Source organism: Saccharopolyspora rectivirgula DSM 43747 (genome assembly GCF_000497205.1).
GTDB lineage: Bacteria > Actinomycetota > Actinomycetes > Mycobacteriales > Pseudonocardiaceae > Saccharopolyspora > Saccharopolyspora rectivirgula.
In genome coordinates, this window is sequence record NZ_AYJW01000002.1 from 45759 (window position 1) to 58703 (window position 12945).

Genomic DNA, 12945 nt, shown 5'->3' on the forward strand with positions numbered 1-12945 from the left:
CTGTCCCATCAGTCACTCCAGCCACAGCGATGTGCTGCGACTTCCCCGCCCCGGGCCCCTCCGGACGGGTTGGCGTGCCATCCTCACAAGCATGGTTGCCCTGCCGTCCGAACCGGCCCAGCCGTCTTCCCGGGAGCGTCGCCGCGAGCGGTTCCGGCGCACCCCGCTGCTGTGGCGACTGCTGATGCAGCTGGACGCGCTGCTGGTCGTGCTGACCGGGCGGCTGGTGGTCACCGGGGAGGTGCCGGAGGACTTGCGGGACCGCCCGGTGCTGTTGGCCTCCAACCACATCGGGAACGCGGACCCGCTGGTGCTGCTGGCGGCGTGCCGGAAGCAGCGGTTGGCGCCGCGGTTCGTGGCCACGGGCGGGCTGTTCGACACCCCGGTGCTGGGCCAGGTGCTGCGGGCGTGCGGGCACATCCGGGCGGACCGGGGCAAGAGCAGCGCGGCGCACGCGCTGGACCGGGTGGTGGAAGCGCTGCGCGATTCGCCCCGACCGGTGGTGGTCTACCCGGAGGGCCGGATCAGCTTGGAGCCGGGGTTGTGGCCGGAGCGCGGCAAGACCGGGGTGGCCCGGATGGCGTTGGCGTCCGGGGCGGTGGTGATCCCGGTCAGCCAGTGGGGCGCGCACGAGGCCATGTGCTACGGCATGGTGCGGGTGACCGGGCTGCGGGACGTGTGGGTGCTGTTCTTCTCCTGGTTGCAGGCGCTGCGCCGCCGACCGGTCCTCCAGGTGCACTTCGGCGAACCGGTGGACCTGAGCGGGCTGTCGGCCGGTCGAGTGGGTGACGCGGCTCGGGCGCGGGACCGGATCATGCGTTCGATCACCGCCAACCTCGCGCCGCTGCGCGCCGACGAGCCGGAGGAGCCGCGGCTGGCGGACCCGACGCGACCGGTGTCGGGCAAGCGCAGCCCGTGGCGTCCGGCGAGCTGAACCTCCCGCTGCCCCGCGGGACCACAGTGGAGGAACGCGGACGCGGTGGTCGGCTATCCCCGCCCCGCGCTCGCCCGGGGTTCCGCAGTGGACCGACCGCGGAAGGTGCTGCGGTAAGCGCTCGGCGACACCCCCAGCGCGGTTTGGAAGTGCTGCCGCAGCGACACCGTGGTGCCGAACCCGGTTCGCGCCGCCACCTGTTCCACCGGCAGGTCGGTTTCTTCCAGCAGTTGCCGGGCGCGTTGGAGGCGTTGCTGCAGCAGCCACTGCCCCGGTGGCACCCCCACTTCGGCGCGGAACCGGCGGGTGAAGGTCCGGACGCTCATCGCTTCTTTGTCGGCCAGGTCTTTGAGCGTGAACCGCAGGTGCAGGTTCTCCAGCGCCCACGCGCGTGCTCGCCAGGTGGACGGGCTCCGCGGCTCCGGGACGGGGATTTTGATGAACTGCGCTTGCCCGCCGTCCCGGTGCGGCGGCACCACCGTCGCCCGCGCCACCTCGTTGGCCACCGCGGCGCCGTGGTCGCTGCGGATCATGTGCAGGCACAGGTCGATCCCGGCTGCTTCTCCCGCCGAGGTGAGCACGTCCCCTTCGTCGGTGTAGAGCACGTTCGGGTCCAGCAGCACCTTCGGGTACAGCTGGCGGAACTTGTCCACCGATTTCCAGTGCATGGTCGCCCGGCGCCCGTCCAGTTTGCCCGCCGCGGCCAGCACGAACGCCCCGGTGCAGATGGAGGCCAAGCGGGCGCCCGGCCGGATCTGGGCCAATGCTTCCGCCAGCAGCCCTGGCAGCCGCCCTTCGGTTTCGGTCATGTCCAGCTCGTGGGAGGCGGGGATGAGCACCGTGTCGGCATCGGCCAACGCTTCCGGGCCGTGCTGCACCAGGATCGGGAAGTCCGCGTCCGTGCGCACCAGGCCCGACACCAACGTGCACGTCACCAGCTCGTACAGCGGTTCTCCGTCCGCGGCTTGGCCGAAGAGCTGGTGCACCAGCCCCAGTTCCATCGGCAGCAGCCCGTCCCGCACCAGCACCGCCACCTTGTGCCTGGACTTCTCGGCCCGCTCCTGCCCACCCATGGGCTCGATTCTCGCCGGCAGAGCCCCGCCGAGGGCGAAGTTCGGCAGATGTTCGCTCGTTCTGCTCGCGCGTGGCGCGTCGGGCGCAGCACCTCGCGGCACGAGTCCCGCGCGGTCCACGGGGAGGTGTTGTGCCCCCCGGTTCTCCAGCGGGAGTGGTTTTCCGCAGGTCCGCTTCCTCGGAACGTCAAGGGGGCGGTACTAGCCGGTCTTCCGGCTGAGGTGGGCGAGGTGGTGCGAGGTGCCGATGGCGATCCACTTCGCCGGGCTACCAGCCCTTTCGTTCCCCTTAGCGCATTTCTGCAGGCACTCGTCTCCCCAGCTGTCGGTGCTGTGCTGCTGGTAGTAGTCGGAGTTGATGACCTCTTCGGCCAGGTCTTGGAAGTGCTCGGCGGGGTCTTCGCTGTCCAGCACTTTCCCGGTGCGGGGATCGCGGTCCAGTTTCCGCAGCGAGAAGTGGGAGCGCTCACCTGCCGTGTAGAAGAGGTAGGGGTTGAACTTGCCACCGCCCACCTGTGCGGGTGGCTCGGCCGGTACGGGGTGGACGACCCCGTAGTCCCCGTAGTGCAGCGCCGGGTTGGTCTTCTTGAATTGGCGCCAGAGCCGCAGCTCGTGCCGGATCAAATTCCCCGGCTTCAGTTGGGACCGCTTGTTGCCGGGCGGTATTGAGCTGCCGAGCAGGGTCGTGGATTCGAATGGGAGGCGGGCTGTTTCGGCGAGGAGAGCAGCGCACTGCGCGGCTCGCCGCTGCTGAACTTCTTCGGACGCGAGGTATTCGGTGTCGAGCAGCAGCGCGACCATGTCGGGTTCGACGCGGAGCTGCTTCATGCGGCGCTGGAGCAGCTCGACCGCCTCCTGGGGGTGTTGCCCGGCCACCTGGATTCGCACGCCGATGAGGCTGTCGTGCTCTTCGCGCAGGGCTGCCGCTTCGGGGATGTGCTCTTCGCGGGCGTTGAGCGGCACCACGGGGATGAAGGGGCACCGCTGCAGCAACCCCATCTGCTTGATCACTTGGTCGGACGCGTAACCCAGCGGCCCCTCGAACTGGTTCGGGCTGACTTGCTCCAGCCGGGTGGCATCAACGAGGAAGGTGGTCCCGCTCAGCCGCTGTTTGGCGACGAGTTCTGCCCATTTTCGAGGCATCGGGTCTTGCCTGTCGGTGAGTTCCAGGCAGATGCGCATTCCTGCTGTTTCGGCGTTCTTGGCTTCTTCGAGGGCTTTGCGCTCACCTTCCTTGGTTTTCAGCACCACCAGTGACGTGAAGTCCAAGTCCCCCACCACCTTTTCACTTCTCCCCGGTGACGCTATGGCGGTGGTGTCGGGTGGGACGAGAGCTGACCGAATGATCTTGCTGCGGCATGCGGATCAAAGTGGTGGAGCAATTCGGTGCGGCTTTTGCCGGCTTGTCGCGCGCCGCTCGGCAGCAGGCGAGAGCGGTAGGCAGGCGCGCAGGTTTCAAGACCGCAACGGCTTCGCGGCGCGCAGGTGAACGGTGCTGCTACTCCGCCCCACGGCGATCTCGGGTGCGCCTAGTTTGCATGGCTGGGCATCGACCGGCCGCACCGGGGCCTGCTGGTGGTGTTCGACCGCGCTGACCAGGGCTGGTTTCGCCCATGGCACAGCGGGCTGGTCAGGTCGGTGTTGGCGGGATTCGCCGCAAGAAGCGGATGTGCAGGGGTTTCCAAGGAAGGGTGACCACGGGAATGGGTTGCAGCAAGGTTCGGGCTTGGTCCATCGCAGCGCTCGCAGCGACCATGTCGCTCACCGCGTGCTCCAGCGAAGAACCAGCCGCCCAACCACCCCAGCCCACCAACTCGGCCGAGTCCTCTGGCGTGCAGGTCCCCAACCCCAAAGACGCCACCGCTGTGGATCCCTGCGACATGCTTACCGAGCAAACTGCGGTTGAGCTCGGATTACGCCCCAAGGGCAGACCTTCGAAGCAAGAAAACTCTTGCCAATGGGCTTCAGAAGATTTTTCACTATATGCTTCTCTGTCTCCAATAGAAAATCGCAGCATACAAGAATACTACGAAAACAAATCCACTTATGCGGACTACGGAGAACTCACCATCGCCGAACACCCTGCAGTTCGCGCAAACCGAAGCAACCCCACAGAAGATGGCCATTGCGACATCTTCCTCGCCACAAACAGCAACCAAGTCCTGTACGCCACAGCCAGAGACTCTTCCTACACCGACCCTTGTAGCCTAGCCCAAAAATCACTAGAAGCAGCTATTCCGAATTTACCCTCGGCCAATTAGAAAACCACAATAACGAGCATGAACTGATAGATTGTTTCAGCACACAGCTACTACAGAAAGGTTAGGCCGATAGGACTGCCCATTCAATCCATCTTTTAGGGAAAGATAGACGCCACCAGGTAGAAGCGATATTTTGTTGGTAAAAATCAAAACAAGGAGTCAGATGAAGTCGATCGTTTCTCCTTTCCTCGTCTCTGCATTCATGGCCTTCTCCCTACTTCTAGGAGGATGCAGCGAAGACAACGCTAGTACAGCAGGTGAAGCATCTACATCCAACAACCAGCCGCAGGCAGAGTCGAAAGTAGAAAACCCCAAGAATGCGGCAAATACTCATCCCTGCGACTTCTTGTCCTCAGAGGACGCGAGCTCGCTTGGCTTCAAGCGGGAAGGTATACCCTCACCAGACAGCCCAGATGAGCTATGCATCTGGGAAACGGAGAACGGCGAGCGGAGCGTCTCTCTTGGTGTCATGGATAGGAAAATTCAAGATTACTACGACGACAAGTCGTTCTACCCAGACTACCGGGAATTCACCATCGCGGGATATCCAGCCGTCCGCGCAAACCAAGGAGACCCCTCAGCTGATGGTATTTGCGCCATGGCTGTCGCTATAAATGACAACCAGGTACTGACTGTAACCACAATGGACCTCCCAATTATTGACCCCTGCGGGTTGGCCCAAAAGTCATTGGAAGCAGCTGTGCCGAACCTCCCAGCGGCCAACTAACCAATCAAGGGACGAGGCTTCACAACAGCTCAAACGACCACTTGTGGCGCTACCCGGCCCAGCTCGTGAGCATCACCGAGCAGACCAGACAGGCTTCCATCGCAACGTTCGGCGCCCAAGCACTCAAGAGACAGTCAACTGCTGTAGGCCCCTGCGAGGCATGCAGTCCTGTCCCACAGGCACCAGGCTGCACCAACAGCACACCTCACCGATCAAAACAGCAGCTGAGCTCGACAGTCTTCACTAGACGAGCGATTCACATCACACCAAAGGTTGCAAGATCATAACGGTACTACGGCGTACGGGTGAACGATACAAGCATGCCGGCCCACCGCTACCATCCGCACGCCTAGTTTGTATGACTGGACACTAGTCAGCCGCAACAAGAGGGGGAAACAGTGCCCGGCTACCAACTCGACCCAGACGCCCTCGAGAAGGCCATTAAAGACCTAAGAGATCTCCAGTTTTCTATAAACGATTTACGCCGAAAAACCGCCAACTTGGTCCCAGGAGAACTCAGCGCGGGAGACAAGCATACGCGAGGCGCTCACCAGGCCTTTAAAGACATAGCCCTAAACGAAAAAAATTCATTCCTAGCGGAAACGAATGAAATATTAAAAATCGTCGAAGAAAAAGTAGAATCATACAGGGCTGTTCTCGAAGAATACAAGAGAGCGGAAGACAACGCTTCTATTGATTCCGGAAAGATTAAGCAGGAGGTCTGAAATGAAACAAGGTTGCAGCAAGGGACAAACTTGGTCCTTTGCCGTGCTCGCAGCGGCCATGTCGCTCACCGCGTGCTCTAGTGAAGAACCAGCTGCCCAGCCACCTCAACCAACTACATCAGAGGCCTCTGCGGTCCAAGTTCCCAATCCCAAAGACGCCACCGCTGTCGATCCCTGCAACATGCTTCCTGAACAAACCAGGGTGGAACTCGGACTGGAACCAGAAGGCAGAAAGACTGACGAAGGCGCCGGGTGCGACTGGTACACAGAAGACCTTTCTAAAATCGTCACCTTGACGGTATTGTCTAATCGTAGCCTTCAAGAATTTCGCAACAGTAAAGAAGCTTACGTAGACTACGAAGAATTCACCGTCGATGGCCATCCCGCCATCCGAGCCAACCAGGGCGAACCTGCCAAGTACGGATTCTGCGACTTTTTCCTCGCCACAAACACCAATCAAATTCTAGTCGCTTCAGGCAGGGATTCCTCTCAAACCGACGCTTGCGGCCCTGCCCGGAAAGCTCTCGAAGCAGCGGTTCCAAATCTTCCGGCAGCTAACTGAACAACTAGGAATGGGGGATCTTCATGAGCATTCCGCTGCCGCTTGATTCAGAATCAGTAGAGCCGTGCTATGTCAGTCCGGCGAAAGAGTACCGCAAGCAGATGGCCGGATCTTTCGAGGCCACCGAGCTGCCGAAGCCAACTCAAGAAGCCATTCCGCAATGGCAGGAAGTGGAAAGTCAGCTTCAAAAGCTTCGGACAGACCTCCAGGCAGCCTTGAAGAGGGCTGCGGAGGCGCATGAAGGCGAAGCCAGCGAGGCAGCCCAGGCCTCGATCGGTAAGCTTGATGAGCGTTTTGGTCAAGCTGCCAATGCTGTTAACAAAGTCCGAGCTGCTCTCCAAGAACAAGTAAACAACCAGAACAGCACTTTTCACGAACTACCCGCGCCGGGGCAGAAGCTGCCCAACGGCGTGGATATGCAGTTCGATCCGCCCCAGAAGGGCTGGGTTGAAAACTGGGGGTTGGATGAGTTCGCGCTCACCAGCTGGATGAGCGACTACGAAGAACGCCAAGAGGCCTTCCACGCCACCAATGAGAAGGCCCAGCTGGTCATGTCCGGCTACCAGGCCAAAACCGAGGGCGTGGTCGGCCGTCTGCCCCAGTTCCAGCCTGAGGAGAAGCCTCCGGAGGAGCGGCAGCTGCCCCCGCAGTCGTCCCAGCCGCCGGCCAGCAGCTACATGGCCAACACCACCATGAGCACCCCGTCCACCCCGGCCAGCACCAGCTCGGCCTGGGCCTCCCCCTCCGGCAGCGGCAGCCTGCCCAGCACCGCCACGCCGGGCGGCGGGGGCAGCAGCGCCGGCGGTGGAGTCCCGGCCAGCACCGGCTCGTCCTGGGCCGGCAGCCCAGCCCTGCCCCCGGGAGTGGTGCGCGGCCCGGACGGCACCCTCTACCGGCAGAACCCGCACACCGGGCAGTGGGAACGGCAAAACCCCTACAACGGCAAGTGGGCCCCCGCCCCGCACGGACCCGGCGGCATGGGCGGCCGCGGTGCTGGAGCCAGCGGCATGGGCGGCCGCGGTGGCATGGCCGGCGGCGCCGGGGCCCTCGGAGCTGGCGCTGGAGCCGGAGCCGGTGCTGGTGCCGGCGCTGGTGGCCAGCTCGGAGCCGGAGGCCGTGCCGGTGTCGGCGCCGTGGGCGCTGGAGCCGGTAACCCCGCCGCAGCTGGAGGCCCCGGCGCTGGAGCCGGTGCGGGACGCGGCGGCATGGCCGGCGGCGCCATGGGCGGCGCCGGGGCAGCCCGCGGCGGCCAAGGCGGCGAAGACGAAGAGCACGACCGCCCCAGCTGGCTGCTGGAGAACGACGACATCTTCCTGGACGACATGGACCCGGTCGCCCCGCCCGTGTTCGGCGACTGGAACAACGGGAGGTAACTAAGTGGCCGCACCACAAATCGTTCTGCCACCCGCTGCGGCCTACTACCTGTGCAGCCGCTTCGACCTCATGCTGCACCCGCTGCTGCGGGTCGGCTGGATGCCCGTCGAAGCCACCGAACAACAACAGCGGCAAGCCCTGGACCGGGGACGGCAGCAACTCGCCCAGCAAGGCCTCCTCCAGCACGAGGACCTCGACCCGTTCCTCGAAGACGCCATCCACCTGCTGGCCCGACCGCCCCTGGCCGTCGGACTCGCCGTGCACTCCCGCGAAGGCGAAAGCTACAACGCCGTCTTCGTGGAATACGGGCGGGCCACCATCCAGGCCTACCAAGCCGACGGAGAACAAGCCACCGAGCTGCAGAACATCCTCATCACCCGGCAGGAATACGGCGGGCCCGTCGGCAACGCCGCCAACCTCGTCGGGCAGCTCACCCCGGCCCGCAGCGCCTCCGTCTCCGTGCCCGCCGACTACTTCGACCAGGCCCGCGAGCGGTTGCGCGGCAACGGCGCCGGCCTGATCGCGGCGTTCACCTCCAGCGGAATCCGCAGCAACGACGCCAAAACACTCGCCGAGGCCTACGGCAGCAAACGCCTCCGGGAAGGAGTGTTCAGCGTCCGCGCCTACGACCAGAAGATCCGCAAGACCAACAAGCACCCGGTCAAGCTGCAGTTCATGACCACCGAGAACGGCAGCTACCTGGTGCAGCGCAAACCCAGCGGAGACGGGCGGGAATGGCTCAACCTGGTCCCCGCCGACAACCGGAGGCTCACCGCCGCCCTCAACGAAATGGTCCAAGCGCTGCGCAGCGTGCCCGCCTACCGATGAACCAGGCGGCGAACGAAAACCAGGGGCCGGGCAAGAACCCCGGCCCCTGGCTCACGTCCAGCGAAAACCGCGCAACACCGCGAAACGCGAAACCGGTTTGCCGGCAGCAGACCGAGCGCAGCGGAACAGCTCAGGACTCCACCGGCAGCACGTTCGGCACGATCATCGGCCGACGGCGGTAGGTCTCGGCCACCCAGCGGCCCACCACCCGGCGCACCGCCTGGGCGATCCGGTGCGTGTCGGTGATGCCCTCCGCCTCGGTGCGCGCCAACTCCATCTCCACCAGCTGCACCACGTCGTCCAGCGCCTTCGGGTCGTCGGAGAACCCGCGGCCGGAAATCGTCGGCGACGACACCGCGCGGCCCGTGGACACGTCCACCGCCACGTTGATCGAGATGAAACCGCCCTCGCCGAGGATCAGCCGGTCGGACAACGTGGACTCGCCCACGTCCCCGACCGAAAGACCGTCCACGTAGACGTGGCCCACCTCGAACCTGCCGGCGATGCTGGCGATGCCGTCCACCAGGTCCACGACCACGCCGTCCTCGGCGATCACCACCCGGTCCGCCGGCACGCCCGTCAACCGGGCCAACTCGGCGTTCGCCCGCAAGTGCCGCCACTCGCCGTGCACCGGCATCACGTTGCTCGGGCGCACCGCGTTGTACAGGTAGAGCAGCTCGCCCGCCGACGCGTGCCCGGAGACGTGCACCTTCGCGTTCGCCTGGTGCACCACCTCCGCGCCCAGCCGGATCAGCCCGTTGACCACCCCGAACACCGCGGTCTCGTTGCCCGGGATCAGCGAACTGGCCAGCACCACGGTGTCGCCGGCGCGGATGCGGATCTGCTTGTGCTCGCCGCGCGCCATGCGGGACAGCGCCGACAGCGGCTCGCCCTGCGAACCGGTGGAGACGAACACCACCATGTCCTCGGGCATCGTCAGCGCCTCGTCCAGCTCCACCAGCAGGCCCTCCGGCACCTCCAGCAGGCCGAGATCAGCGGCGATGCCCATGTTGCGGACCATGGAGCGGCCGACGAAGCACACCTTGCGGCCGTGGCTCTTGGCGACGTCCAGCACCTGCTGCACGCGGTGCACGTGGCTGGCGAAGCACGCCACGATCACCCGCTGGCTGGCCTTGCCGATCACGCCGTCCAGCACCGGGCCGATGTCCCGCTCCGGCGGCACGAAGCCCGGAACCTCGGCGTTCGTGGAGTCCACCAGCAGCAGGTCGACGCCCTCGTCGCCCAACCGGGAGAACCCGGCCAGGTCGGTCAGCCGGTTGTCCAGCGGCAGCTGGTCCAGCTTGATGTCCCCGGTGTGCAGCACCACGCCGGCCGGGGTGCGGATGGCCACCGCCAGCGCGTCCGGGATCGAGTGGTTGACCGCGAAGAACTCCAGGTCGAACTCGCCGTGCTTGCTGCGCTGGCCTTCGGCGACCTCGATCAGCGTGGGCTCCAGCCGGTGCTCCCGGCATTTGGCGGCGACCAGGGCGAGGGTGAACCGCGAACCGATGATCGGCACGTCCGGACGCATCCGCAGCAGGAACGGGACCGCACCGATGTGGTCCTCGTGCCCGTGGGTGAGCACCAAGGCGTCGATGTCGTCCAGGCGGTCCTCGATCGGTGCGAAGTCCGGCAGGATCAAGTCCACGCCGGGCGCGTCGTCCTCGGGGAACAACACCCCGCAGTCAACGATCAGCAGCCGGCCGGCGAACTCGAACACCGTCATGTTGCGGCCGACCTCGCCGATGCCACCGAGTGCCACCACCCGGAGACCTCCCTCCGCCAGCGGTGGCGGCGGTGTTGACGAGGTAGGGGCGAGCACGTGGTGCTCGGTGGCTGTCGCCTTCACGTTCAATGCTGGGTCACCTCTGCTGCGGCGTCTGGATTGGCGTCAGGATTGACCAATACCAGGCCAGCGTCCCATAGGTCGCTAGTGATCAACCGGACCTGCTCGTCGGTGGCGGCGGGCAGCGGCAGCCGAGGCTGCCCCGTGTCGTAGCCGCACAGCCGGAGCGCGGTCTTGGCGAAGATTACCCCGCCCACCCCGTTCATCGCTCGGTAGACCGGCAGAAGTCCATAGTGGATTTCGTGGGCGGTCTTGATGTCACCGGACTCGTAGGCGTCCAGCATCTTGCGCAACCGGTCACCCACCACGTGCCCGATCACGCTGACGAAACCGACCGCGCCCACCGAGAGCCACGGCAGGTTCAGCGGGTCCTCACCCGAGTAGTAGGCCAAGTCGGTGGCCGCCATGACCTCGCTGCCGGCCAGCAGGTCGTGCTTGGAATCCTTGACCGCCTTGATCCGCGGGTGTTCGGCCAGCCGCTTGAGCGTGTCGATCTGGATCGGCACCACCGACCGCGGCGGGATGTCGTAGAGCATCACCGGCAGGTCGGTGGCATCGGCAACCGTCCAGAAGTGCTGGTAGAGCCCTTCCTGCGGCGGCCGGGAGTAGTAGGGGGTGACCACCAGCAGACCATGTGCGCCGGCCTTCTCCGCGGACCGGGCCAGCTCCACCGAGTGCTCGGTGTTGTTCGTCCCGGCGCCGGCCACCACGGTCGCGCGGTCACCGACTGCTTCCACCACCGCGCGCAGGAGTCGTTCTTTCTCCTCGTCGGTGGTCGTCGGGCTCTCCCCGGTCGTGCCGTTGACGACCAGCCCGTCGTTCCCGACTCGATCAACCAGGTACGTGGCGAGCTCCTGTGCGAGCGCCACATCGAGCTCACCGTTCTCGTCGAACGGCGTGACCATGGCGGTCAAGACACGGCCGAATGGGCGCCCCGGAATGGCAGTCGGACAGTCGGTCATACCCCTGACGCTACCTGGTCAGGCCATCGGCACCGCAGCCCGGACCTGCTCGAACCGAGCGCCCGCAAACCCGTTCCCCGAGGCAGTCGCGGACGGTTGTTTTTTCTGCCCCGGGGCCGATCGGCGGTGAGATTTTCCAGCGCGCCCGTCACAGCGAACGGCGCAGGTCCTCCATGGCCAGCACGTCCGCTTCGTTGCCCTCGAACGTCACCTGCAGCTCCTTGCGGCCGAAGGCGTGCAGGATCAGCTCGCTCGGCTCACCGATGACGCGCACCGTGCGCGGGCCGCGCTTGGCCGCGATCTCCGTGCCGTCCGGTCGGCGGAGCACCACGCCCACCGGGCTGCGCCCGTAGATCATGCGGGCGATCCGGGACAGCGCCCGCCACAGGCCCTCTTCCCGCGCCGGGTCGGACGGACGCGGCTGCCAGCCCGGCTGGGCGCGGCGGACGTCCTCGTGGTGCACGTAGAACTCGACGCTGTTGACCGCCTCGGCCACCGGCTCCAGGCTCAGCGGGTTCCACTTCGGCGGCCCCTGGCGCACCTCGTCGACCAGCTCCGGCCACGGCTTGGCCCGGAGCTCCTGCTCGGCTTTCTCCCGGCGGTCCGCCAGCGCCTTCACGAACTTGCCGGCCAGCGCGTCCGGGCGCCGGTCCCGCAGCACCAGGTGCACCGCGAGGTCCCGGGTGTTCCACCCATCGCACAGCGTGGGCGCCTCGGGCCCCACTTGCTCGAACAGATCGCACAACTGCTGACGCTCGTCACTGGCCAATCCCATGGCGCCACTCTAGCGGGCGGCGGGCCGGGCTGCCGTTGAAGATCACCGCCCGACCGGAAACCGCGGGCGCGCCGCGGCGTCCGGCCGGCCGGCGTCCGCCTCAGCCCTCGCTGACCAGCGGGCTGGAAGCGACCTCGGTGCCGTCCTTGAGCTCGGTGATCTCGAAGTCGCCGAACACGTTCGGCGCGGCCTTCTGCAGCTGCCGCAAGCACTCCACGGCCAGCGCCCGGATCTCCACGTCGGCGTGCTCGGTGGCGCGCATGGCGATGAAGTGCCGCCAGGCCCGGTAGTTGCCGGTCACCACGATCCGGGTCTCGGTGGCGTTGGGCAGCACCGAGCGCGCCGCCTGCCGGGCCTGCTTGCGCCGCAAGGTGGCCTTCGGCTCGTCGGCGAACTTCTCCTGCAGGGCCTCCAGCAGTTCCGAGTAGGCCGCCACGCTGGCCTCAGCGGCCTTGACGAACTTCTCGTGGAGCTCCGGGTCCGCGGCGATCACTTCCGGCTCCACCATCGCGGCGTCCCGCTCCGGGACGTAGCGCTGCGACAGCTGGGAGTAGGAGAAGTGCCGGTGCCGGATCAGCTCGTGGGTCAGCGAACGGGACACCCCGGTGATGTAGAAGGTGACGGTCCCGTGCTCGAGCACCGACAGGTGCCCGACCTCCAGGATGTGCCGGAGGTAGCCCTCGTTGGTCGCGGTCTTCGGGTTCGGTTTGTGCCACGACTGGTAGCACGCCCGCCCCGCGAACTCGGCCAGCGCCTGCCCGCCGTCGGCATCGGTGGACCAGTCGACGTCTTCCGGTGGGAAGAACTCGGTCTTGCCGATCAACTGCACTTTCGGCCGCACGATTTCGGTCACGACGGGCGAATTCCCTTCTTTGCTG

At 65.6% G+C, this 12945-nt stretch carries 13 protein-coding genes; 7 read left to right on the forward strand and 6 right to left on the reverse strand.

The features are described from left to right. The first annotated feature begins 91 nt into the window (after positions 1-91). The gene (locus tag SREC43747_RS0100975) at positions 92-934 is read left to right on the forward strand and encodes a lysophospholipid acyltransferase family protein (RefSeq protein WP_408005210.1); all 843 of its coding nucleotides are present in this window, start codon (positions 92-94) and stop codon (positions 932-934) included. 53 nt (positions 935-987) lie between these two features. Here SREC43747_RS0100975 and SREC43747_RS0100980 read toward each other — a convergent pair whose 3' ends face one another. Continuing rightward, positions 988-2007 (reverse strand): GlxA family transcriptional regulator, encoded by a 1020-nt coding sequence (locus tag SREC43747_RS0100980; protein WP_029719285.1) that lies wholly within the window; start codon positions 2005-2007, stop codon positions 988-990. Between the two features lie 201 nt (positions 2008-2208). Next, positions 2209-3276, reverse strand: coding sequence for a beta family protein (locus SREC43747_RS0100985; RefSeq protein ID WP_160173018.1), 1068 nt, complete (start codon positions 3274-3276; stop codon positions 2209-2211). Between the two features lie 422 nt (positions 3277-3698). On the opposite strand from SREC43747_RS0100985, the gene SREC43747_RS20405 reads away from it, so the two are divergent. From SREC43747_RS20405 to SREC43747_RS0100995, 6 genes are all read left to right on the forward strand, one after another. Next, entirely contained in the window at positions 3699-4268 is a 570-nt protein-coding gene (locus SREC43747_RS20405; protein ID WP_160173017.1) for a DUF3558 domain-containing protein, read from the forward strand. A gap of 163 nt (positions 4269-4431) precedes the next feature. After that, positions 4432-4995: a DUF3558 domain-containing protein gene (locus SREC43747_RS20410; protein ID WP_081722360.1), complete on the forward strand. Its 564-nt coding sequence runs from the start codon at positions 4432-4434 to the stop codon at positions 4993-4995. A 398-nt stretch (positions 4996-5393) separates the two neighbouring features. Beyond that, positions 5394-5720 carry a hypothetical protein gene (locus SREC43747_RS20880; RefSeq protein WP_152528277.1) on the forward strand — a complete coding sequence of 109 codons (327 nt, stop codon included), beginning with the start codon at positions 5394-5396 and terminating at the stop codon, positions 5718-5720. Position 5721: 1 nt separating this feature from the next. Next, the gene (locus tag SREC43747_RS20415; protein ID WP_081722361.1) at positions 5722-6282 is read left to right on the forward strand and encodes a DUF3558 domain-containing protein; all 561 of its coding nucleotides are present in this window, start codon (positions 5722-5724) and stop codon (positions 6280-6282) included. 488 nt (positions 6283-6770) lie between these two features. Beyond that, positions 6771-7655 (forward strand): hypothetical protein, encoded by an 885-nt coding sequence (locus SREC43747_RS21225; protein ID WP_160173016.1) that lies wholly within the window; start codon positions 6771-6773, stop codon positions 7653-7655. A 4-nt stretch (positions 7656-7659) separates the two neighbouring features. Beyond that, positions 7660-8484, forward strand: a complete 825-nt coding sequence (locus tag SREC43747_RS0100995) for an ESX secretion-associated protein EspG (RefSeq protein WP_029719288.1) — start codon at positions 7660-7662, stop codon at positions 8482-8484. A gap of 130 nt (positions 8485-8614) precedes the next feature. On the opposite strand, the gene SREC43747_RS0101000 is transcribed toward SREC43747_RS0100995, so the two are convergent. The 4 genes from SREC43747_RS0101000 to thyX form a co-directional block, all read right to left on the reverse strand. Beyond that, positions 8615-10339: a ribonuclease J gene (locus tag SREC43747_RS0101000; protein WP_051387498.1), complete on the reverse strand. Its 1725-nt coding sequence runs from the start codon at positions 10337-10339 to the stop codon at positions 8615-8617. Next, a complete protein-coding gene (gene dapA, locus SREC43747_RS0101005) occupies positions 10336-11292 on the reverse strand; it encodes a 4-hydroxy-tetrahydrodipicolinate synthase (RefSeq protein WP_051387500.1) in 957 nt (318 codons plus the stop codon). Before dapA ends, SREC43747_RS0101000 begins: the two co-directional genes overlap by 4 nt. A gap of 148 nt (positions 11293-11440) precedes the next feature. Continuing rightward, the gene (locus SREC43747_RS0101010; protein WP_029719291.1) at positions 11441-12067 is read right to left on the reverse strand and encodes a TIGR03085 family metal-binding protein; all 627 of its coding nucleotides are present in this window, start codon (positions 12065-12067) and stop codon (positions 11441-11443) included. 100 nt (positions 12068-12167) lie between these two features. Then, entirely contained in the window at positions 12168-12920 is a 753-nt protein-coding gene (thyX, locus tag SREC43747_RS0101015; RefSeq protein ID WP_029719292.1) for an FAD-dependent thymidylate synthase, read from the reverse strand. Between the last annotated feature and the right edge of the window lie 25 nt (positions 12921-12945).